Here is a 23226-nt window from a genome sequence, read left to right as displayed (position 1 = left end):
CGACAGGGAGTGAAGCGGTAGTGATCGAACGGGCGAACAGCGCGGTGCTCGACCTCATCAAGAGGCTGAGCGACCGAGCGCTGCGTACCTATGTGGTGAACCCCGACCTGATCGAAGAGGACGCGAACGCGGAGCGTCGGATTCACCAGGGTGGGTACGGAGACCGGCAGATCTACGAGCTTGTGCAGAACGGTGCCGACGAGATGCGCAAGCCCGAGCACGAGGGCGGCACGATCCGCGTGGTGCTGACGGCAAATTGCCTGTACGTCGCGAACGACGGCGAGCCCATCACGGTCGAGGGCGCCAGGACGATCCTGCGCATGGGGGTGTCGCAGAAACGCGGTGGCGAGATCGGGCGGTTCGGCGTCGGCATCAAGTCCGTTCTGGCGGCGACCGCGACCCCGCAGTTCTTCAGCACGACGGGGTCGTTCGGGTTCGACGCAGACTGGGCGGCCGAGCAGATCGTCGGGGCCATCAACGCCGACCGGGAGCTGCGGGGAGTGCTTCCGGTCGAGTCGGTCGGCGACACGCCGGTCCTTCGGATGGCCCGAGAACTGGACGAGAAAGCAGAACGGGCTCAGGACCCCGTTCTGGAGGAGTTGCTCACGTCCGGTGCGGCGACCGTTGTGCGTCTTCCGCTGCTGGAACGCGCCGCTGATCGGCTCGGTGTCGACATCGTCAAGTTCCCGAGCCTCTTTCAGCTGTTCAGCCATCAGGTGACAGAACTGGTGCTCGAGGACCGGAGGACCCTGCCGGTCGTGCGGCGCGCGATCACCGTGGAGTACAGCGGGGCTCTGCACACGATCCGCGAGGCTCGCGGCGGCGAGAAGGCCCGCTCCGAGCGGCATCGGGTGTTCACCCGGCTGCACGAGGTGAGCAAGGCCTCGCGCGAGGGGGCGGGCGAACAGCACCAGCGTTCGCAGATCGAGATCGCCTGGGCGGTACCGGACTACACCGCGCTCAAGGATGGCGACGGGCGCCGCCTGCTGACGGTGCCCCACGAGCGGGGACGGTTCTGGTCGTTCTTTCCGACGACGTACCCGACGACCCTCAGCGGCGCGCTCAACGCCGCGTGGAAGACGAACGAGGACCGGCAGAACCTCCTGGACGGCAGCCCGCTCAACAGCGAACTGCTGAACCAGGCCGCGGACCTCGTGGTGTCCTCGCTTCCCGAGTTGGTGGAGCCGGCCGACCCCGCCGCGTACCTGCAGCTGCTGCCCGGACGTACGAAGGAGTCCCCGAACTGGGCCGACGAGTTCCTCGTCGAGGCGATCTGGCGTCTCGCCGCTGTCCGGCCGTCGTTGCCTGACCAGGACGGTGTGCTCAGAGTCCCCGACGAGCTCAGGGTCCACCCGGAGAAGGTGGACCGCGCTGCCCTGGACATGTGGGCGCAGTACGAGGGACGACCGAAGAACTGGCTGCACCGTTCCGCGGAAGCGAGCACCCTGCGGCGAGGCAAGGTCAACCACGTTCTCGCTGCGATCGACGTCGAGCCGGAGTCGGTCGACGCCTGGCTGGAAGCTCTCGTCGAGGACGGCACCGCGTCCGCGTCCGCCGCCGCCGTCCGGCTGGCCGCTCATCTCGACGAGATGAGTTTCGGCGAGCGCTCGCTCGACATGGTCGCGGCCGAGATGAGGTCGGCGCGGATCGTGTTGACCGAGCGCGGGGAGTTCGTCGCGCCGACAGCGGGCAGAGTGTTCCGCCGCGCCGACGAAGACGGACTCACCGACGATCTCGTCTACGTCGACAGGTCCATCTCCGACGATCCGGACATGACGGAGGCCCTGGAGCGCCTGGGCATCCGGGAAGCCGATGCGCGGGGCCGGTTCCAGAGCGTGCTGGACCAGGGTTTCAGGGGTTACGACACCGATGCGTGGACGCGGTTCTGGGAACTCCTCCGCAGCGCGGGAGGTGTCGACCTGGTCGACGTCATCCGGGAGAAGCTCACGGCGACAGGTGCTCGCCTTCGGGTGCTGACGAAGTCCGGTGCCCTTCGTCCGCTCGAAGACTGCTTCCTGCCGGGACCGGTGGTGCCGGCAGACGGCTCACGGGACGCGTCTCACGTCGTGGACCTCGACGTCCACGACGACGACCTCGTCGTGCTGCGCGAGCTGGGCATGACCGACGTGCCGGTGATGGGTCTCCAGCCGCAGAAGGAGCACTGGTTCCACGACTACCACGTCGTGCGGCACGCCGAGTACTGCGCCGGTCTGGACAGCACCGCCAGCAGGGTGCAGCTCGGCACCGTGGGGTTGACGGGTCCGCCGACCGTGCGCCACCTGCACGTCTTCCTCCAGCTGTCGCCTGAGGGCAAAGCCGCGTTCCTCGCGCGGATGCCGGAGGAGGGACTGTCCGAGCACTGGATGCGGCAGATCGGCGGCAACGTGCGAACCCGTGCACGGGTCGAGTCGCCCGTGCGGTGGTTGCTGCGCGAGCACGGCTTCGTGACCACGTCGATGGGCGTCGTACGGGTGGTCGACTCGGTCGCACCGGAGCTGGACGCGCTGGCGTCAGTGCTACCTGTGGCGGAGATCAGCGTGGAGAAGGCCCGCAGGCTCGGACTGACCGGATCGGTGGACCAGGTCGATCCCGCGCGGTGGGTGGGCTTGTTGCAGCGAGTGGAGAAGAGCAGCGAGGACGAGTTCGTCGGTCGTTCCTACGCGTTGCTGTCGCAGGTCGCACCGGATCTTCTTGGCAATGCGGACGCGTTGCGGTGCCGTGTCGGCAACGACTGGGACCTTCGCCCGCGAGGCGAGATCGCCGTCGCCACCTCCCGCGCCGAGTATGACGAACTCGTCCGGGAGAAGCATCCGACGGTCCTGGTCGATGACTTCGAGCAGGACGGCCAGGTCGAGGTGCTGGTGCGTGGACTGGGACTGCGCGCGGTCGGCGACGTCATCGTGAAGCAGATCCGGGCGGTGCCGAGCGGACCGGCGGTGCTGCTCGGTGACGAGTACACGTCGCTGAAGATGCGGCTGGGCGTGCGGAGGGTTCAGGGCCTGCGACTGCAGCGCTGTTCCGAGCTCGAAGAAGTGATCCGCACACCTCAGGGCACTCGCACGGTCGGGCTCCGCAGTGCGCGTCAGGACGAGACGGTGCTGGTGCCGGAGGACGTGTCTTTCGAGGACGCGCTCGTCCTCGCGGACGACGAGCTCGGGCTCGGACTCGGTGCCGCCGAGTGCCGTCGGGTCGTGGAGGCCCACCAGGGGCAGTTGAAGGACACCGAGGCCCAGCGACGGCTGAGCGAGATTCGCGGTACCGACGACGTCGATCGGAAGATCGCGCTGCTGATCGGAGCGGAGAACCTCCGGCAGGGGCTGCCCGAAAGCCTGGTCGCACGCGAGATCGCCGCTAAGGGTCAGGAGCCGGATGAAGTCCGTGTCGCCCGTATGGCGCTCAACGCTCACGCGACGAGTGTGTTGCGCGTGCACGCCAAGGACATCAGCGAGCGGTTCACGACCGCACCTGCTGCTTTCGACGGTGGCCCTGCGGCACTCAGGTTCGTGACCGGGCTCGGATTCCCGGACATCTTCGCCGGCGTGCGCGTGCCGTCACCGCCCGCGCGCGAGGAGGTGTTCGGTCCCACCGACTTTCCTCCGCTGCACGACTATCAGGAGAAGATCGCCGACGCGCTGCAGAGCCTTCTGGCGGACTCCGAGCCGCAGCGCGCCATGCTCAGCCTGCCCACCGCCGCCGGAAAGACCAGGGTCGCGGCGGAAGCGACGATCCGGTGCATCGCGGCGATCGGTCCGTTCGACGGACCCGTCCTGTGGATCGCACAGACGGCCGAGCTGTGCGAGCAGGCCGTGCAGACCATGAAGTACGTGTGGGAACGCATCGGACCGGACGAGCCGTTGGTCATCGACCGGCTCTGGTCGGGCAACTCCGCGACGCCGGTCACCGGCCGCACGCAGTTCGTCGTCGCGACCGACGCGAAGTTGTCGTCAGTGCTCGGCACGGACGAGTACGCCTGGCTGCGGGACGCCGCAAGGGTTTTCGTCGACGAGGCCCACGTGGCGATCTCGCCGGAGTACACCGAGATCCTCGAACATCTCGGTCTCACGCACCGCAAGACGGCACGGCACCTCGTAGGCCTCACGGCGACGCCGTTCCGAAACAACACCGAACTCACGCGTCGACTCGTTCAGCGGTTCGGCAACACGCGACTCGACGAAGGCGTCTTCGCCGGAGAGCCGATTCTGGAACTGCAGGAGCTCGGCGTGCTCGCGCAGGTCGAGCACCGAGAGCTTGCGGGAGCCGAGATCGAGCTCGACAGCAAGGAACTGGGCGGTGTCAGGGGATTCCTCCCGAGAAGTGCCGAGCAGCGCCTGGCCGAGGACGAGACGCGCAACAAGCTGATCATCGAGGAGATCGCCGCGCTCCCCGAGGACTGGCCGGTCCTCGTGTTCGCGACCTCGGTGAGCCACGCCAAGTTCCTGGCGGCGATGTTGTGCGATCGCGGTGTCCGCTCGGCCGCCATCGAGTCTGCCACCCCCGCACCGGAACGCAGGCAGCGCGTGGAGTCCTTCCGGAGGGGGGAGCTCCGCGTGCTCACGAACTACGGCGTGTTGACGCAGGGGTTCGACGCACCGGCGACGAGGGCCGTCGTCATCGCTCGTCCCGTCTACAGCCCGAACGACTACCAGCAGATGATCGGCCGCGGTCTGCGCGGACACCTCAACGGAGGCAAGGAGACCTGCCTCATCCTCGACGTGCGCGACAACATCAGCAACTACGACGGCTCGCTGGCGTTCCGGAGCTTCGAGTACCTGTGGCAGAAGGGATAGTGGTGACCACCACCGAGGACGTGGGGTTCGAGCTCACGTCTCACCAGCGCGAGGTCGTGACCGCCGCCGGGGACATCAGGCAGTTGGTCACGGCTCCGGCAGGCGCGGGCAAGACCACGACTTTGTGTCTGCGCATCGGTCATCTGATCGCGCGGGAGGGCCTCAAGCCCGCCGAGATCGTCGTGCTGACCTTCTCCCGCGCTGCCGTGCGGAGACTGCGCGGGATGTTGTCGCGAGCGGTTCCGGCCGGGCGTCGCGTGCGCGTGCAGACGTTCGACAGCTGGGCTTCCGCTCTCCTGGTCGACCTGGGGTGTCAGCAGGACCAGTTGGCACGGATGAGGTTCGACGATCGGATCGAAGCTGCCGCGGACGCGATCGAGGAAGCGGAAGCGACTTTCGAAGACCTGGGACGGGTGGTGCCGCGGCACGTCGTCATCGACGAGGTGCAGGACCTCATCGGGATCAGGCGGCACATGGTCGAGTCGCTCCTCGACAGGTTGTCCGACACGGGTTTCACCGTCGTCGGCGATCCCGCGCAGTCGATCTACGGCTTCCAGGTGTCCGAGCCCGCGCAGCGGCCGGAAGAAGTCGGTCGGTTCTCCGAGTGGTTGCGTGCCACGTACGGCGACGATCTCGCCGAGCGGAAACTGGTCGGGAACTTCCGTGCGGCCGCGGACGAAGCTCGCGTTGCGTTGAAGTACGGATCGCGTTTGCGCGAGTTGACGGAGAACCCCGCGATCGATGCGGCGGCGCTGCTCCGCGACCTGCGCACCACATTGCTGACCGACGTGCCGTCGTCGGATGGGCTGGACAGCGAGTTCGTGCGGCAGTCCCTGCGCGCGTTCGACGGGACCGTGGCGATCCTCGCGCGGGACAATGCGGAGGTGCTGGCGCTCTCCGAGCAGTTGAGCCGCCACGGAATCGTGCACAGCATCCAGCAGGCGTCGCGTGCCGCCGGGGCCGCACCCGTCTGGATCGCGGATCTGCTCGAATCGGCAGGTTCGGGGGTGCTCGACCGGGCAGGTTTCGAGTCCCTGCACCTCGACGTCGCAAGGCCGGGGGAGTTGGACGAGACAGAGGTGTGGGAGTTGTTGCGCGGAGTCGCGGGAGCTCCACGCGACCGACTCGACCTCTCCGCATTGCGTCGTGCCGTCTTCGCAGGCAGGTTGCCGGACGAACTCACCGCCCACGACCGCCCCAAGATCGTCGTGTCCACTGTGCACCGCGCGAAGGGCCTGGAGTTCGACCGGGTGCTGATCGCCGGCCTGACGGAGGACTCGACGCGAGTGCGTGACGCCGACCCGGCAGATGAGGCAAGGCTGCTCTACGTCGCCATGACGCGTGCACGCGAGGACATGTACCGGCTTCCGGTCCCCGACACGAGGCACCTGCGCAAGGGGAGGAAGTTGTCGAGGCCGCTCGACCGTTGGTTCGCAGGTGGCTACCGGGACTTCGTCCGGAGCGGCATCGAGAGCCTGGATAAGGACGTGTGCCACCAGGCGCCGGCCGCGACGACTCCACTCGGCGTCGATTCGGTAAAGGTGCAGAAGTACCTGCGCGATGTCGTTCGCCCTACTGACGAGGTCGTGCTGAGGAGGCTGCACGACCTGCCGATGGACGATGAGGAGACGCCGCCCTACGGCATCTTCCACAACAGCGTCTTCATCGGCGAAGCCTCCCAGGTGTTTCGTCATGATCTTTGGAGCCTTCTCAAGCAGTCGCCCACCTTCAGGGTGAGCAGGTGGCCTTGCCTCGTCGCGGGATTGCGCATCGACTGCGTGGAAACCGTGGTCGGTTCACCGGCACTCACCGAACGCCGCGGTCTCGGTGACCGCGGTGTCTGGATCGCCCCTCGCCTCTTCGGCCTCGGCCGCTTCGACTGGACCCATGCCGAGCAGGTCCCGGAAGGACATGATCACTCGTGAGTCGATCCCGCCACACCGCGCACTACGAGTTGCGGACCGACCTCCGCGGCGCCTTGCGTGCCGACCTTCTCGGCCCGCAGGGCGGCGAGGAGGAGGTCCTCACGGCCGACGCGCCGGTGACCGCGTATCCGATCGGGGTGCTCTTCCCCCAGACACAGCACGATGACGCGCCTGTCGAGCAGGGCGTCGACACTGCGCCGGACATCGTTCGCGGAGATGACGCCGAGCAGGGCATGTCGGAACTCGGCGTGAGCCTGGCCAATCGGCGCAAGCCGTCCTCTCTGGGACTCACCTTCGGAGTCGACCCCGAAGTCGCGGCCACAGTGGAGGTTCACGTCCGCGCGGGCGTTTACCTTCCGGAGAACGAAGAAGGCGTACCCGTGGAGCCGAACCGCTCGGAGGCGCGCAGCACGGCGCGGCAACGGGAACATTGGCGGCGGGTCCCGGTCGAGTTCGAACCGGTGCCGGTGAACATTGCCGAACCGTGCACGGGCACCCATCTCCTCCAAGACGGACTCCAGTTGCGGACATTGGTGCGCAAGCGAGACGACGACGGAACCGCCACCGTCACCATCACCCTCGTCAACACCCACAGCACCGGCGTTTACGACCTCCAGGACGCGTTCTGCTTCTTCCAGCCGGTGCTCTCCGTGACAGGACCTGCGGGTACCAGCCCGTTCGTCGCGAGAAAGGCACCGCTCGGTGCGGTGGACGCGGAGCACGCGCTGAGCAGGCTGCTGTACCGACACGCTCCCTACTTCGCCACCGGACATGGCTGCTCAGCCACCTGGGAGTGGATTGCTCCGCAGATCCGAGTCGAGGTGGATCCGCGCCCTGCGGTGTCCGAGGTGAGGACGGAGTTCCTGCCGAGCCACGAGGTGCTGCTGACGGATTCGAATCCCGAGATCGACGACGCCGCGCTCGGCATGCACGGACTCGGCACCGGAACGCGGGCCGAAGTGATCGAGGCGCTGACCGCGCTGCTCGGCGGGTACGAGAGCTGGATCGAAGCACGCGCGATCGATGCGCGGGAGCTGCGCGGAACCGAGCACTCCAAGGTCGCCGAGGAACAGGTCGAGCTGTGCGTTCGTGCGCTCGCGCGCATGAGGCGCGGTGTCGACGTCCTGGCGGACGCCGAGAACCCGTTGCCGTTCAAGGCGTTCCAGCACGCGAACCTGGCGATGTCCCGCCAGCGCGCCAGGGCCGAGTGGATCGACAAGGGACGCGCGGGCATGCCCGATCCGGAAGCGGGCCGCTGGCGGCCGTTCCAGATCGCGTTCCTGCTCCTGTGTCTGGAGGGCATCGTCGATCCGAGCCACGACGACCGCGGAGTCGCCGACCTGCTGTGGTTCCCGACCGGTGGTGGCAAGACCGAGGCGTACCTCGGGCTCGTCGCGTTCGCGGTCTTCCACCGCAGGCTTCGGGACTGCGGGAACGGCGCGGGCGTGACCGTGCTGATGCGGTACACGCTGCGTCTGTTGACGTTGCAGCAGTTCGAACGTGGTGCCGCGCTGATCTGTTCCATGGAAACGGTGCGCCGCGAGCACGAGGGCGAACTCGGCGGGACCCCGGTGTCGATCGGGATGTGGGTCGGGATGTCGGCCACTCCGAACAAGCTCGACAAGGCCCAGCTGAAGCTGGACGAGGTGCGGGCCAACCCGGAAAAACCCTTGCAGCGCGAGAACCCGGTGCAACTGCACACCTGCCCGTGGTGCGGCGAGAAAATGACCGCGAACGAGTATGAGGTGCGGCAGGACTTGCGGCGGATGTTCATCCGTTGCCCGGACAGCGCCTGTGACTTCAGCGGTCAGGAGGGCCTGCCTGTTCACCTCGTCGACGAGTCCGTGTATGACGCCCATCCGACTCTGATCATCAGCACGGTCGACAAGTTCGCCGCAATGCCGTGGCGGCCGGAGACCACCGCCTTGTTCAACGGGGACCTCGGTTCCGACGTGCGGCCGCCCGAGCTGATCGTCCAGGACGAACTCCACCTGATCTCCGGGCCACTCGGGACGCTCACCGGCCTGTACGAGACGGCCGTGGATCATCTCGCCGGCCGCCCCAAGATCGTGGCGTCGACCGCGACGATCCGTCGCGCCTCCGACCAGATCGGCGCCCTGTTCGATCGAGAACTGGCGCAGTTCCCACCGGCGGGTCTGGACGCGCGGGACTCGTGGTTCTCTGTCGAGACGCCGCGGGAGTCCAAGGCGTCCAGGCGGTACGTCGGTTTGCTCACCCCTTCCACCAGCCAGGCGACGTTGCTGGTCAGGACGTATGCGGCACTGCTTCACGCCGTGGCCAGTGCCCGGGTCGACCCGGCAGTTCAGGACCCTTACTGGACGTTGGTGGGGTACTTCAACAGCCTGCGGCTGCTGTCGGCGGCAGAGCTCCAGGTGCTCGACGACGTGAAGGACCGTCTTGAGCTGTTGGCGAAACGCGACGGTACTGGAACGCGGTTGATTCCGGAGCTCGTCGAGCTGAGCAGCCGGGCGGACTCCAGCGCCATCCCGGCCCATCTGAAGCACCTCAAGGTTGCACTGCCCGACCCGAAGACGCTCGACGTGTTGCTCGCGACAAACATGATCTCGGTCGGGGTCGACATCGACCGGCTCGGCCTGATGGCCGTGATGGGACAGCCGCAGACCACCGCGGAGTACATCCAGGCCACCAGCCGAGTAGGTCGTCGCCATCCCGGCCTGGTGACCGTCATGCTGAACTCGGCGCGATCAAGGGATCGCTCGCACTACGAGAACTTCGCGGGGTTCCACTCGGCGCTGTACCGCGAGGTCGAGTCGACCAGTGTCACACCGTTTTCCGCGCGTGCACGCGACAGGGCGCTGCACGCGATCATCGTCGCGCTGACCCGTCTCACCGTCCCGCAGGCGGCTCCCAACACCGCCGCGGCCGACGTCGAGGACTTCCTGCCGCAGATCAACTCGACGGTGCGCAACGCGATTCTCGATCGCGTCAGGTCCGTGGACCCGGACGAGTTCGAGGTGGTCGCCGAGCATTTCGACGACTTCGTCGAGTGGTGGCGGATGGAGGCCGAGGACAACCGCGGCCTGGTGTACGAGGCGGGTCGAGGTCGCAGGCAGGCCGCCTTGTTGAAGGGCTTCGACAGCACCGACGACGACTCGGTCGCAGGCCAGGACACCCTGTGGAGCCTGCGCGACGTCGACGCCGAATCATCGCTTTTCCTCGAAAACCGGTAGGGGCCACGCACATGCCATCTTCCCGCTCGTCACAGCGTCGGAGCGCGGGTTTCCGCCCGCGTGCCCAGGCGCGCAAGGTGGGTGCGGTTCGCCGTTCCCAGCTCGTCACGACCTATGGCGTCGGCGCGATGATCGCGATCGAGAACGAGTCGTACATCGTCGCGGGCCTGGACTCGTGGAACGTCGACGAGGCACCGGAGATCTTCGAACGCAGGCTCGCGCGAATCCTCGGCGTCACTTCGTTCCGTTTGCCACCGGCACCGGATCCGGACCGCGGAATCGACGGTGTCCGCATCCGACGGTTCCCGGAGTTCTACTCGTGTCCTCGGTGCGGCCTGTTGCAGCGCTTTCGGGACTTCGGTGTCCGACCGGGGCAGCGAGCGCAGTGTCCGGAGTGCGTGGAGGACCTCGTCCCGTCCCGATTCGTGCTCGCCTGCGACGACGGGCACATCGAGGACTTCCCATACTGGAAGTGGGTGCACCGGGGACAGTCGTCGGGTGCTTGCAACGGCGAGCTTCGCCTGCGCATGGACGGTGGCTCGGCTTCGTTGAAGTCCGTGGTCGTCAGCTGCTCGTGCGGTGTTCCGGAGGTGTCGATGGAGGGCGCCTTCCGGGTGAAGGCTCTCATCGACCTCCGCATCCGATGCAGTGGCAAGCGGCCGTGGCTGCGCGACGCGGAGACCCAGGACTGTCAGCGCAATCCTCGTGCGATGCAACGAGGTTCGTCGTCCGCATGGAATCCGGTCATGCGCAGCGCGCTGTCGATCCCGCCATGGGGGGAGGGGATCAACGCGTTGATCGAACGGGAGCGGTTGGTCGGGGCGCCGCCGGAGACCGTGCGGTGGCACTTTCAGCAACGGCCGCATCTGCTGCGTCGGGTAGGTGCGACGGTCGATGACGTGCTCGCGCAGTTGCGTTTGATCCAGGAGGCGAACGACACGCCGATTCCAGGGCCGATCGAAGCACACGCGGTGCTCAGGAACGAGGAGTACGACCGACTGTGCCGCGGGAACCCCGAACGTCATGCGGCCGATCAGCAGCCGTTCGTGTGCGAAAGGCCGGAGGGCGACCTCGACCAGCTTCGCGAATTCGGTCTGGACGGCTCGATGCTCGTCAAGCGCTTGAGGGAGGTCCGCGCACTGGAAGGGTTCACGCGCGGCGTTCCTCCCCTTGAGGCGGAACCGGACCAACGACTCGCTGAGCTCCACCTGTCCCCGGAGATCGATTGGTTGCCGGCGATCGAGGTCAACGGCGAGGGCGTCTTCCTCCGGCTGGACGAAGATCGGTTGCGAGAGTGGGAGGTGGAGCCGAAGGTTGTCGAACGGGTCGAGCGGATGCGACGCAACCACCTCGCAGTGCTTCAGGAGCGGAGGGGAGCGGACGAAGGGCGTGCGGCCACTTCGCCGGTGTCGCCGCGGTTCGTTCTGCTGCACACGTTGGCGCACGTCCTGATCAACGAGTGGAGCCTTGACGGCGGTTATCCCGCGTCGGCGCTGCGCGAGCGGCTCTACGCGAGTGACCGGATGGCGGGCATCTTGATCTACACGGCGACCAGCGATTCTGCGGGCAGCCTCGGCGGAATCGTCGCCCAGGGTGACCCGGAGAGGTTGGCGGCGACCATGGAGTCGGCGCTCACTCGTGCGTCATGGTGCTCCAACGACCCGCTCTGCGTGGAGTCTGCGGCCAGTGGTGTGGACAGCGTGAACATGGCCGCATGTCACGCGTGTGTGCTGTTGCCCGAGACCAGTTGCGAGTGGAACAACAGTTTCATGGACCGTGTGATGCTCGTCGGCACGCCGTCGGGGGAAGTATCCGGCTTCTTCAGGTCTGTGTGACTGGGCGACCCGGCCGCCTGCTCAGCACGATCTCGTGCACGCGGGCGGCCGCAGTCGCGACTGTCTCGTGCTCCCACACCCGTACGGAAAGCCAACCGACGGCGGCAAGTTTCTGATCCGTGTCCAGGTCGCGCCGGCGATTGGTCTCGATCTTCGTTCGCCAGAACTCCGCGTTGTTCTTGGGCCACGTCGCGTGCTCAGGGCAGCCGTGCCAGAAACAGCCGTCGACGAACACGGCGACTTTCGCCGAGGTGAAGACGACGTCGGCCTCTCGCCGGACGCCCTTGACCGGCTTGCGATGCACCCGGTAGCGCAAGCCTGCGGCGAACAGCGCCTTGCGCAGGTCGACCTCGATCTGCGTGTTCTTGGACTTCTGCTTGCTCATCCGGGCTCGCACGCCCGGCGCGGTCTGGAGGGGCTCCACACCGGGCATTGTTCCGGACCGGGCGGTCAGGCTTTGCGGCCGACGCCCACGTAGACGTCCTGCGGGCCGCCTTCTCCTGTCGGGCCGAGTTCCGGGTGCCACGCAGGCGCCGGGACGACGCCCGGCTGGAGGAGCTCCAAACCGGCGAACATGGGCTCGAACTGGCCCAGCGAACGGAAGTACATCGGGTCGCGGCTGTGCTTCATGGCCTCGACGACGCCGCCCATCTCCTCCGGCTTGAAGTCGGCGGTGAGGTGCGACAGGGCGATCAGGCTGCCGGGCGGCATGGCGTCGCGGTAGCGGGCGACGACCTCGGCAGGGCCCTTCTCGTCCGAGACGAAGTGCAGCACGGCGACCATGAGCAGGCCGACGGGCTTGGTGAAGTCGATCAGGCCCTTCACGACCGGGTCGGAGAGCACGTCGTCCGGGCGGCACATGTCCGCCTGCACGACACCCGCCTTGTCGTTGCCCTCCAGGATGAGCTGGCTGTGCGAGACCGCCACCTCGTCGTAGTCCACGTAGACGACCCGTGCGTCCGGGTTCGCCTGTTGCACGATCTCGTGGACGTTGCCGACCGTGGGAATGCCTGAACCGAGGTCGAGGAACTGCGTGATGCCCTGTTCCATCATCAGCAGGACGGCACGGCGCATGAACGAGCGGTTCGACGCGGCGATGGCACGGCCATCGCGCAGGATCTGCAGCACCTTGTCGCCGACCATGCGGTCCGACGCGAAGTTGTGGCCACCTCCCAGCAGGAAGTCGTAGACGCGTGCCGCGCTGGGCACGTCCGTGTTGATTCCCGCGGGGACCCAGGAGAAAGGCTCGGCCATGCCGTAAAACCTACTCGAATGCGCGCACGCGTGTATCCGACCGGATCGGGTGAAAGCGTCATCCGGACCGCGCGAAACGGGCCGAAACCTGCTCTGCCAGCACAGATGCACCGGCCGCGCGCGCTTCCTGTGCGAGCCAGCGCAGGTGGTCGTCGGCGCGGGCGGAACGCAGGTTTCTGGCCGACGCCACGGCTTCCCCGGCGAACTCCGCGGCCGCGGCGGTGTCGCCCAGCGCGAGATGGTTGCGGGCCAGCGCCGTCAACGCGAGAGTGCGCGCCCGGCCTTCGCCATACGTGCCGACCTTTGTCGTCAACGAGGCAATGGCCTGCGACGGATCGTCCAGCGCGCGGCGGTCGGACCACGCGTTGTGCGCCGCCACGAAACCGAGCTGAAATGCCTTCAACGCGTCATCAGGTGCGTTGTGGTGCAGGAACATCCGGCCGGCGCGCGTCAGGACCGAGGCGATCAGCGACTCGTTCTCGGCCTGCCGCGCCAGCGTCAGGGCCTTGGCGAAGTGCGGCAACGCGAGGCCCGGCTGCCCGCTGTCGAACGCCGTCCAGCCCGCCAGTTCGTAGACCTCGGCGACGGCGGTCCACGTCGGGGCGTCACCCACGACGATCATCGGTTCGACGGCGGCGAGGTGCTCCAGAACCGAGGTGTGGCAGGCCATTCCGCCGTAGCGCCGGTCCAACGTGCGCAACGCCCGGGTGCGCGCCGCGATCACGTCCGGCGAGACGTGGTGCTCCGGCATCCCGGACGGCAGCCAGTCGAACGTGGGCGCGCCGACCGTGATCCGGGCCGCGTGCTCCAGGAACCGTTGCCGCGCCTCGGAGTTCTCCCTGATCAGCTCCTCTGCCTCGGGAAACCCGTCCGCCACGGCGGCCAGGCACCACTGCTCGGCCTCGGTCCGCTCGCCGAGTGCGAACAGGACGCGCGCCAGCTGCACGGCCGCGTCACCGAGGCGCTGGTCGGCGGCGACCCGGAAGTGCACGGCGGCCTCGCGCAGCCGTCCGGCCCGTGCCGCGGTCTCGCCCAGGCGGTACTGCCGCTCGACGGCCTCGTCGAGCTCGAACCGGTCCAGCAGCTCACTCATCACTGCCTCCGAGGATCCGTCGCAGCTCGGCGCGGCCGCGGGTGAGGTGCGTGCGCACGGTCGACTCGCCGACGGTCAGCACCGCGGCGATCTCGCTGACCGAGTAGCCGAGCAGGTGGTGCAGCGCCACGGTCTCGCGGTGCCTGGGGGAGAGTTCGCGCAACGCCGAGTGCAGCGCCTCCACGTCCGGCGTCGGTTGAACGGCCACGGGCACCTCTGCCAGCGGCGTCTCGTGTCCGTGCCGTTGCTGCCACCGCCGCATGAGCCGTATCGCGACTTTGAGCACCCACGCCTGGGGTTTGTCGTACGCGCGGATGTCGTTCCACCGGTGCTGGGCGATCACGAACGCGTCCTGCGCTATGTCCTCAACGACGCGAGTGTCGCCGCTCAACGCCGTCAGCGTCCTCGTGACCACGGGCAGGCCTTCGCGGAAGAACTCCGCGAATCCCGGATCCGGTGCACTCAACGGCCTTCCCTTCAGCGTCCGCTCGTGTCGTTAACCGCCCTGAGGCGACCTTCAACGGTGACAGGCGCTGAAGCCAGGAAAGGCTGAGAGGGAGGAGCGAATTCACCCGTTCGGTGTCCTAGGGGAGCAGATGACGGAAGGCCGCCACCAGCAGCATGCGCTGTTGGTCGACGTCCAGGCCGTCCTCGGGCTCCGGGTGCGGCTCCTTGTTGTGGTAGGCGCCGCGCGGCCCGTACGACTCGACGCGGACCGCGATGTCCACGACGTCCGACGCCAGCTCCACAGTGGACTCGTCGTCCGGGATCGGCTCGTTCTGCTGGTAGAGCTCGTAGGTGAACCGCATCCCGATCGTGCCGTCGAACGTGGCCTGCTCGGTCGGCAGCTGCAACGCGTCGAACACCGCCCGGTACAGCGAGGCGCCGGTGAGGTGCAACGGCGTCATCACGACGTGCGTGGTGCCTAGGTCGTGGCTGCGCACCGAGATCGCGACGGTCGGGCCGTCCGGCGTCGGCGGGACCGGTTGCGGGAACACGGGAAGCTCCGACTTGCGGTCCGAACGCCAGGTCGCCACGAGCCGGTCGGCGGCGTCCACGAGGTCGATGTGCTTGCGCGGCGCCAGCAGCGGCGGCAGCGGTTCCTCGTCCAGCCGCACGATGAACAGGAAGGCGCGTCGGCGGGTCATCTCCAGGTTGAACGCCCCCATCCACTCCTTCGCGGCCGGCTCGCGGCGAGGGGTGTTCGCCGACCACAGCAGGACGTAGTAGTCGGAGGTGGCCAGCGCCTCGTCGATGGCGGCGGCCGCGGTGTCACCGGGCGCGATCTCGTTCTCGTCCAGGTAGGCGTTGACGTTGCGGGCTTCCAGTTCGGCACGGAGCTGCTCGGCTTGTGCGCGGTCCTTCCCGGCGAACGACAGGAACACCTTGGGGCGGGTTTCGAGCGGCACGGGGTCTCCGTTCTTCCTGAGTCTTCTGCGCAGCGGGCCCGCTGAGGTCTGGACGCCCGCGTCGCCGTGCAGGGACCAGCACGCCCAGTCGGCGGGGTGCCGGTCGGCGACCTCTTTCAGCGCGTGCTGCAGAGCGCGATCCCGGGGAAGGCTCGCCAGGTGCCGGTCGAACGCGTGGAGCACCTTCCGCGCGGCCTCCTGCCCCGCCTGCCAGCGGGCGGCGACGACCGACGCCGCGCCGGCGGTGATGGCCGCGCGGACGAAGCCGGGTTTCTCGTCGCGGCCGTGGTGCTGCGTCATGCCGGACTCGCAGGCGCCGAGCACGACCGTGCCGCACGCGCTGAAGTCCATCCTTCCCAACGCTTCCGCGGAGACCCGTTCGTCGCCCAGCTGCAGCCACGACTGGTCCGGGTTCATGCGGTCGTGCATGCCGTGGGCGTCGATGCGGATGCGTTGGAAATGCCCGTCTTCGAGAGTTCGCCGCAGCTCCGCGGCCTCCCCGCAGACGGCCGTCTCGTCGCCCCTTTGCCTGCGGGAGCGGCGTTGCAGAGGGCGCAGCGCGGACAGGCAGGGCAGGCTGGACAGCGCGTGGGTCATGCCGAGGAACTGGTTCGTGCCGGGCAGCGGCAGGCCCGCCAGCGGCACGTCCGCGAGGACGTCGCCCGCCACCACGACGATCCTGGTCGCCTTGGGCGGCAGGGCCTTGACGACCTCCTCCAGCCCGATCAAGCCGGTCAGCTCGACGAGCAGCGCGCCGAGGATCGCCGGGTCGTACTTCGGTTTCCACGCCTTGAGCCGGCGGATCGTGTCGGTGAGATCGCCGATGTGGACGGCGGTCGGCACGTGCGTGATCTTGCGGCCGATGATCACGTGGTGGAGCTGGTCCGGCGTCGCGTGCATCATCCACACGACCTGGTCCTTCGGCAGGTGCCTGGTCGTCCTGGCCAGCCAGCGCCTGGCGGCGGGCAGGTCGGTGAAGCTCGGCAGGTCGCGCGGTTCGGTCAGGATCGACGCGCCCCGGGCCGCCTCCGCGGCGACCACCAGCCCCGCGAGCGCCTTGCCGCCCTCGCGCTGGACGCGGCGGACCGCGGCGCGCACCCGGCCGTCGGGCACGTCGGGGGCGGCGCGCAGCATCCTGAGCTTGACGCTGGGGCTGTCCCGGTGGTCCGCGATCGTCTCCTCGACGCGGTGTGACTCGGCCCAGTGCCGGGCGGCGAGGCCCTCGTGGCCGGCGTCGGCGAACGTGTCGCCGAGCTTGCGCAGTGCCAGCGCGGTGAGCTCGGGGTGGCCCGACCTGCTCGCGACCTCGAAGTGCTGCGCGGCCTGCTCCAGCCGGCCCTGGGCGTAGGCGAGCTCGGCGGCGGTCAGGTGCCACAGCGGCGAGTTCCCCTCGCCCAGCATGCCTTCCGCCTTGAGCAGCTCGTCCTGGGCGATCAGGCGGCGCACGTGCGAGAGCCTGCGTTCCGGCCGCAGCGTCCTGGTGGCGTCCGGCAGCTGCGAGAGCACCTCGGGGCCGGCAGCGGCGGCCAGCAGCGGGAAGAGCTTTCTCGCCGCGCCCGCCTGCCTGGTCATGACGAGCAGCACGGTCAGCTCGTACAGGACGGCGAACCTCAGCGCGGGTTCGATCTGGTAGCTGGTGACGCACCTCGTCATCAACGCCAGCGCTTCCTCGTACCGGACCTCACGGCGCAGCGCGGCGGCCCGGCGCAGGAACTCGGCCGGGGTGCGGGAGGTGCGGTTGGCGAGCTTCGAGACGCGGGTGCCCCTGCGGACGTCCAGCAGCAGCCGGTCCCTGCCGATGTGCTCGAGGTGCTCTGGCCGGCCGGCGCGGCGGAAGTGGCGTTCGGCGGCGTCGAGCTCGCTCTCCGCGGTGGGGTAGTCGTAGCGGTCGGCGGCGGCCAGTGCGGCGACCCGTGCGAGCCTCGCCTGTTCCAGTTCGGTGAGCTTCAGCTTCCGCAGCTCGCGGACGTCCTGCTCGGCGGCGATGTGATCCGTTGCGGCACTGCGGATCTGGGTCCTGAGGATCCGCAGCGTGGTGTCGTTGCCCGCGCTCAGGTACTCCTCGCAGCGCTGCGCGGCCTTGGTGATCGCGCCGAGGTTGAGCAGGGTCGCGCAGTGGTCGTGCGCGACCAGCGGGCTGATCTTCGCGGCCTTCTCGTAGGCGAGGTCGACGCCGAGGACGTTGCCGCGCAGTGCGGCGGACCTGGCGGCCTTGACCGCGTCCGCGAGCGGGGTGCCGGGTTCGATCTGCATTCAGTCCCCGCAGCTCCTAGTGGTGCGACCCGGAACGTTGGCGAGGTGAGTCGCGCTCAGCAGGGCGCCTCGCGGTGCCGCCCCCACGCCCCCGTACAACCACGGCGACATTCCGGGCCGCACCACTGGCAGCCGCGAAGCGGGGCTGTTGCCGTTGTGCCTCTGCGGGATGAAGCGTTCTTTGGCGCATCCACGATCCTCCGTGCGTCGCAGATTAACGATCCAGACGGCCCACAGATCGTTTGTCCACTTTCTGTCAACGAACTGCTCAAACGATCTTGTCGGTGCTCCTCGGCACACTGGATCCACCACCGATCCGAGGAGACCGCGATGTGCTGGGACTGCGACCACCCCGCCGACCGAATGGAAGAACACCTGGCCACCCTGCGCCGCTGCATCGACGCGCGGGGCTGGGCGGTGCAGGCGATAGAACGGGACCGGGCCCATCCGCCGTGGGCCTACACCGTCGGCCTGACCCTGCGCGGCCTTCCCGAGCTCGTCGTGACGGGCATGGCCGTCCTGGAGGCGGGCCGTCTGCTCGACGACACGGCCGAACACCTGGCCCACAGCTGCCTTCCCGCGCCCGGCGACCGCTTCACCGTGCCAGGAGGCCCGTTGCTGGAAGTCGTGCGCGTGGCGCGCCCCTGGGCCCATCTGCTGGTGTCCGCGCGGCTGTTCGGCGAGGGCATCCAGGCCCTGCAGCTCGTGCACGCCGACGAGTCGGGCCGCTGGCCGTGGGACCGCTCCTACGAGGGCGTGCTGGGAGGGCAGCCGGTGCTCGGGGTGAGAGCGGGGCCACCGGGCGGCTGAGGCCGGCTCAGCCCACTGCCCGGCTGATCCGCTCGCCCAGCCCCCGCAGGTGCTCCACCAGCTCCGCGGGCCCGTGCACGACGAAGTCGCATCCGAGTGAGGTCAGGCGGAACGCGAGGTAGTCGACCGTGTCCTCGACGCTGTGCCAGGAGCACGAACCGTCGCCGTCGGCGGTGAGCTCGCCGGCGAAGTCCGCCAGCCGGGCCCGTGCCAGCTCGACGGGCAGCCGCAGGGTCGCGCGGGCCCGGAAGGTCGGCGCCGAGTCGTACATCCTCCGCGTCACGAACTCCGTCGCGTCCCCGCCTGGCGGCAGGCGGGGTGCGAACCGCGCCCCGGTGGCGAGCACCCCGGAGACGCGGTCGAGCCGGAAGATCCGCCAGTCGTCCCGTTCCACGTCGAAAGCGAGGAGGTACCAGCGCCGGCCGAGCGCTACCAACTGAATGGGCTCCGCGTGCCTCTTGGACACCACGTTCTCGTTGGTGACGTAGGCGAACCGCACCCGCTCGCGGGCGGCCACCGCACCGGCGACCAGGGTCAGCTGGCCGGGGTCGACCAGCGAGGCGTATGAGGCCGCCGCAGGCGCGGTAGCCGCCGTCAGCGACGAGACCCGCCGCCCCAGCCGAGGCGGCAGCACCTGCTGCAGCTTCGCCAGCGCGCGCAGCGAAGCCTCGGCGATGCCCGCGACAGGTTGCCGGGCGGCGGTGCGCAACCCGACCGCGATGGCGACCGCCTCCTCGTCGTCGAGCAACAACGGCGGCATGGCCGCGCCAGCGACGAGCCGGTACCCGCCCAGCGCCCCCATCGAGGCCTCGACGGGATAACCGAGCTCGCGCAACCGCTCGACGTCACGCCGCACCGTCCGCGGCGTGACCTCGAGCCGGGCCGCCAACTCGCTGCCGGGCCACTCGCGCGGTGTCTGCAACAACGACAGCAGGCGCAACAACCGGGCCGCATCGCTCATGCCGCGAACCTAGGCCAGAACTAGGACCGATGTCGTCCTACATGCCTCATACGGTCGTTCCAACGAGCAAAGGGGAGACCGATGAACATCGTGCCCGAGGGCTACCACACCGTGACGCCGTGGTTGATCACCCGAGGCCGGACGGCCGAGCTGATCGACTTCATCACGGAGGTGTTCGACGCCACGGAACTCGGCCGCGTCGGCGAGGCGCCGGAGATCGGCCACGCCGAGGTCCGCATCGGCGACTCGGTCGTGATGCTGTTCGACGTGCCGGACTGGCCGCCCACGCCGGCGTTCCTGCGCCTCTACATCGCCGATGACGCGACCACGCTCCAGCGCGCCGTGAGGCTCGGCAGCAGGATCGTCACCGAGCCCACGGAGCTGTTCTGGGGCGATCGGGTCAGCCGGTTCACCGACCCGTTCGGCAACCTGTGGTGGCTGCACCAGCGGGTCGCGGAGCCCACCGCGGAGGAGTTGGACGCCAGGATGCGGGACCCGGAGTTCGTCAAGGCCATGGAGTACGTGCAGAGCGCGGACTTCACTCCGCGGACGTGACCCGGTCCCGTTCGTCCGCCGTCAGCGTCGGCTCGGGCGAAGCCGACCGAGGCCCGCGCATCGTCGCCCACACCATCTTGGGACTGACCAGGTTCGCCATCGGCGCGGACAACGTGAACGCCTCCAGGAACGCCCGAGTCACCGGCGCCTCCGTGGTGGCCGTGCGCACCAACCGGTCCACGTACCGCTGCAACACCCTCCCGGCCAGCGGCAACGGCTTCCCCACCGCGCCCGGATAAAGGATGTCCTGGTTGGTCGCCATCGCCCAGGCCCCGTCGACCACCTTGCCGATGTCGCGCTGGATCCGCTGAGCACCGTGCCCGGCCGTGAGACCGGCGTGCAACGCCTGCGCGCTCTGCGCCGCGATCGACATCCCGTGCCCGTACACGGGGTTGTAGGTGGCCACCGAGTCACCCAGTGCGAGCAGGCCGGCGGGCCACGACTTCAAGCGCTCGAAGAACATCCGCCGGTTCGCGGTGCTGTGCGAGCCGTACACCGGCGACAGCGGCTCGGCCGAGGCGATCAGCTCGCCCACGACCGGGTTGCGCACCGAGCGGGCGAAGTCGACGAACTCCGACTCGTCGGTCGACGGCTCGCCGCCGCGCGTGCCGGACAGCGTGACCAGCCACTTGCCGTCCTCGATGGGCAGCAGGGTCGCGGTGCGGCCGGGGTGCGGGTCGCGCGGGTTCGCCTGCACGTTGACGATCGGGAAACCGGACGCGGCCGTCGTCGGCGCCTGGAAGATCCTGGTGGCGTAGGCGAGTCCGGAGTCGACGCTCTCGGAGTGCACGTCCGGCAGCCCGAACTCGGCCAGCCAGGCGGGCAGCCGGGAGCCGCGGCCGGTCGTGTCCACGACGAGGTCCGCCTCCAGCGTGATCTGCTCGCGGGAGATCCGGTCCTCGACCAGCACGCCGGACACCGCGTCGCGGTCACCGAGCAACGACACCGGTTCGGTCCCGGTCAGCACGGAGATCTTGTTGTCCCGCAACGCCTGGCCGCGCACCACCCAGTCCAGCAGGCCGCGGCTGCACGAGACGATGAACTGCATCTCGGGAAACCGCGGCACCCACCCCTGCGCGCTCAGCGACACCAGGTCGTTCGGCACCCCGATCCGGTGCGCCCCGGCGGCGAACAGCGCGTCCAGGGTGCCCGGCAGCAACGACTCGATCGCCCGCGCGCCACCGGACATCAGCAGGTGCGCGTGCCGGGCCTGGGGCACGCCGGACCGCGGCGAGGGGCCGTCCGGCAGCTTGTCGCGCTCCACCACGGTGACCTCGTCCACGTGCCGGACGAGGACGGACGCCGCGAGCATGCCCGCGAGCCCGCCGCCGAGCACTACGGCATGTGTGGGTGCCATCTAATCCATTCCCCCTGCTGCTTCCACGCGCGCTGCGTCGGCGACGGCGGCGTCGACTATCGGCGAGTGCTGGTACGCACGCGAGATCCGGACCCACCTGTCGTGCTCGGCGGCGAGGTCGGTGCCGTCGACGATCACCGAGGCGGGACGGCGCTTGGGCGCCCGCGCACGGCCGTCGGTCGAGCCCGCGGCACGCAGTTGTGCGGCCTCCACGACCGCGGCGAGTTCGTCGGTGGGCAGCGAGGCCTGGCGCGCGAGGGACGTCGCGGCCTCGCCGACCGACAGGTCGAAGTACGGCGTGAGCGCCCAGCGCCAGTCGTTGAGCTCGATGATCTGACGGCGCACGCGGTGGTGCGGGTTGAGGAACTTGCCCGGCGCCACCAGCACGATGCCGGGGTTCACGTGCACCAGCGCGCGGTGCAACGGCCGCAGTGCGAAGTACGTGCGCCAGCGCCGCACCCACAGCGAGGGCGACGGGCGGCGCGGCCCGAACACCGGCAGCGCCATCGCGATCACCAGCGGGAAGATCGCCAGCGACGCCATCAGCGGCGCGGCCAGGCTCAGCACGTCGAAGCTGCGCTCGCCGAACCAGTCCATCAGCAGCACGAACAGCTTGATGACCGCGAACGCCACCGGGAACAACCCGGTCGCGCTGTACCAGCGTAGACCGCGGGCGAGCCACGGCCGGGCGGAGATCGCCTCGTCCCGCGCGCCCTGCCAGCAGTGGTAGGCCTGGCCACCGCAGCCGACCGCGGTCGCCACCAGGTAGATGAACAGGAACACCGCCACCGTGGGCTGCGTCGCGTAGAACGTGTCGAAGTCGACCTGGCGTTCCTCGTCGACCTCGGACTTGAAGAACAGCACGATCATCGCCGCGATGATCGAGCCGTAGCTGACGACGATCAGCCGCACCCGTTGCCACGCCTGGACCACCGGGTAGCGCCAGAACAGCACGAGCGCGAACGACGACCCGGAGAAGCCCACCACGAGGCTGTAGACGAGCAGCGCCGCGAAGTTCGGCACGCCGCTGACCCAGTTGATCCAGGTGATGTTCGCGGGCGCGGCGAACAGGATCGCGAACGCGGAGAAGGAGACCGTGGAGATGAGCGCGACGACACGGGGACTGCCCCAGCTCGACCGCAACGCGCGGATCTTGTACGCGAGGAGGAGCAGACCGACCACGCCGCACGAGAGGTAGATCAGGTTAAAGATCGCCACGACGCACCCAGCGAGATCTTCCTTCGAGAGACTCGGCGACCCGGCGCACGTGCGCGGGTTCCTCGGTGGTGGCGGTGTCGGCCCACACCCGGTGTTCCGTCAGCCTTTCCAGCAGGTGGTCGGCGAGGTTCTCGGCCTCGCGCTCCTCGTCCTCGGTCAGCGTCGTCCGCCCGGCGATGATCTTCGCCATCCGCGGCAGCAGGTGCGGCGCGAGCTTGCGCATGCCCTCGTCACGCGTCAGCGCGACGGGCTGGTGCTGCAGCAGCACGTGCGCGAACTCGTGCAGCAGCACGTGCAGGCGGTGGTACCAGGACGGGGAGTCCGCGCAGATGACGAGGTACGTGCCGTTCTCGAGCAAAGCGGTCGCGCCGCTCAGGCAGACCGCGTTCGTGATGGCGGCGAAGCGGACGTCGACCTGACGCCCCAGCCGTTCGCTCATCAGCTCGCAGACCCGGCGGCTCGCCTCCTGGTGCGTGGCGTCGGGCGGCAGGTCGAGGTCTCGAGCGACCTCGTCGACCAGCTTGCGCAGTTTCCTGCGGTTCACCCGTCGCCTCCTC

15 protein-coding genes are annotated in these 23226 nt (G+C 68.8%); 6 read left to right on the top strand and 9 right to left on the bottom strand.

What is annotated here, in order from left to right:
- Positions 1 to 20 precede the first annotated feature (20 nt).
- The 4 genes from ACSHWB_RS07835 to drmB are packed head-to-tail and all read left to right on the top strand — an operon-like array spanning position 21 to position 11759.
- Positions 21 to 4787, top strand: a complete 4767-nt coding sequence (locus ACSHWB_RS07835) for a DEAD/DEAH box helicase (RefSeq protein ID WP_439661407.1) — start codon at positions 21 to 23, stop codon at positions 4785 to 4787.
- Positions 4788 to 4789: 2 nt separating this feature from the next.
- On the top strand, positions 4790 to 6712 hold the full coding sequence (locus tag ACSHWB_RS07830; protein ID WP_439661406.1) for a UvrD-helicase domain-containing protein: 1923 nt from the start codon (positions 4790 to 4792) through the stop codon (positions 6710 to 6712).
- On the top strand, positions 6709 to 9924 hold the full coding sequence (locus ACSHWB_RS07825; RefSeq protein ID WP_439661405.1) for a helicase-related protein: 3216 nt from the start codon (positions 6709 to 6711) through the stop codon (positions 9922 to 9924). The genes ACSHWB_RS07830 and ACSHWB_RS07825 overlap by 4 nt, the downstream gene beginning before the upstream one ends.
- An 11-nt stretch (positions 9925 to 9935) precedes the next feature.
- Positions 9936 to 11759, top strand: a complete 1824-nt coding sequence (drmB, locus tag ACSHWB_RS07820) for a DrmB family protein (RefSeq protein ID WP_439661404.1) — start codon at positions 9936 to 9938, stop codon at positions 11757 to 11759.
- Here the strand turns inward: drmB and ACSHWB_RS07815 are convergent.
- From ACSHWB_RS07815 to ACSHWB_RS07795, 5 genes are all read right to left on the bottom strand, one after another.
- Positions 11746 to 12192: a very short patch repair endonuclease gene (locus tag ACSHWB_RS07815; RefSeq protein ID WP_439661403.1), complete on the bottom strand. Its 447-nt coding sequence runs from the start codon at positions 12190 to 12192 to the stop codon at positions 11746 to 11748. The two genes, drmB and ACSHWB_RS07815, sit on opposite strands and share 14 nt — an antisense overlap.
- Positions 12193 to 12209: 17 nt before the next feature.
- Positions 12210 to 13013 carry an SAM-dependent methyltransferase gene (locus ACSHWB_RS07810; RefSeq protein WP_439661402.1) on the bottom strand — a complete coding sequence of 268 codons (804 nt, stop codon included), beginning with the start codon at positions 13011 to 13013 and terminating at the stop codon, positions 12210 to 12212.
- Positions 13014 to 13071: 58 nt separating this feature from the next.
- Complete coding sequence (locus ACSHWB_RS07805; protein ID WP_439661401.1) at positions 13072 to 14106, bottom strand: tetratricopeptide repeat protein; 1035 nt, start codon at positions 14104 to 14106, stop codon at positions 13072 to 13074.
- The gene (locus ACSHWB_RS07800) at positions 14099 to 14572 is read right to left on the bottom strand and encodes an RNA polymerase sigma factor (protein WP_439661400.1); all 474 of its coding nucleotides are present in this window, start codon (positions 14570 to 14572) and stop codon (positions 14099 to 14101) included. The genes ACSHWB_RS07805 and ACSHWB_RS07800 overlap by 8 nt, the downstream gene beginning before the upstream one ends.
- Positions 14573 to 14690: 118 nt before the next feature.
- Positions 14691 to 17768: a CHAT domain-containing protein gene (locus ACSHWB_RS07795; protein WP_439661399.1), complete on the bottom strand. Its 3078-nt coding sequence runs from the start codon at positions 17766 to 17768 to the stop codon at positions 14691 to 14693.
- Positions 17769 to 18098: 330 nt separating this feature from the next.
- On the opposite strand from ACSHWB_RS07795, the gene ACSHWB_RS07790 reads away from it, so the two are divergent.
- Complete coding sequence (locus tag ACSHWB_RS07790; RefSeq protein WP_439661398.1) at positions 18099 to 18578, top strand: DUF4262 domain-containing protein; 480 nt, start codon at positions 18099 to 18101, stop codon at positions 18576 to 18578.
- A 7-nt stretch (positions 18579 to 18585) separates the two neighbouring features.
- On the opposite strand, the gene ACSHWB_RS07785 is transcribed toward ACSHWB_RS07790, so the two are convergent.
- Positions 18586 to 19539, bottom strand: coding sequence for a helix-turn-helix transcriptional regulator (locus ACSHWB_RS07785; RefSeq protein WP_439661397.1), 954 nt, complete (start codon positions 19537 to 19539; stop codon positions 18586 to 18588).
- An 81-nt stretch (positions 19540 to 19620) separates the two neighbouring features.
- Here ACSHWB_RS07785 and ACSHWB_RS07780 point away from each other — a divergent pair, with 81 nt between their 5' ends.
- Positions 19621 to 20094, top strand: coding sequence for a VOC family protein (locus ACSHWB_RS07780; protein ID WP_439661396.1), 474 nt, complete (start codon positions 19621 to 19623; stop codon positions 20092 to 20094).
- On the opposite strand, the gene ACSHWB_RS07775 is transcribed toward ACSHWB_RS07780, so the two are convergent.
- From ACSHWB_RS07775 to ACSHWB_RS07765, 3 genes are read right to left on the bottom strand one after another with little or no spacing between them, the layout of a single operon-like run.
- On the bottom strand, positions 20078 to 21451 hold the full coding sequence (locus ACSHWB_RS07775) for an FAD-dependent oxidoreductase (RefSeq protein WP_439661395.1): 1374 nt from the start codon (positions 21449 to 21451) through the stop codon (positions 20078 to 20080). The two genes, ACSHWB_RS07780 and ACSHWB_RS07775, sit on opposite strands and share 17 nt — an antisense overlap.
- Entirely contained in the window at positions 21452 to 22669 is a 1218-nt protein-coding gene (locus ACSHWB_RS07770) for an MAB_1171c family putative transporter (RefSeq protein WP_439661394.1), read from the bottom strand.
- Positions 22656 to 23213 (bottom strand): hypothetical protein, encoded by a 558-nt coding sequence (locus tag ACSHWB_RS07765; RefSeq protein ID WP_439661393.1) that lies wholly within the window; start codon positions 23211 to 23213, stop codon positions 22656 to 22658. Before ACSHWB_RS07765 ends, ACSHWB_RS07770 begins: the two co-directional genes overlap by 14 nt.
- Positions 23214 to 23226 lie beyond the last annotated feature (13 nt).

Origin of the sequence: Lentzea sp. HUAS TT2, assembly GCF_051853195.1 — a bacterium.
Classification (GTDB): Bacteria; Actinomycetota; Actinomycetes; order Mycobacteriales; family Pseudonocardiaceae; genus Lentzea.
Note: the sequence above shows the minus strand (reverse complement) of the source record. Positions and strands in the feature narration are given on the sequence as shown.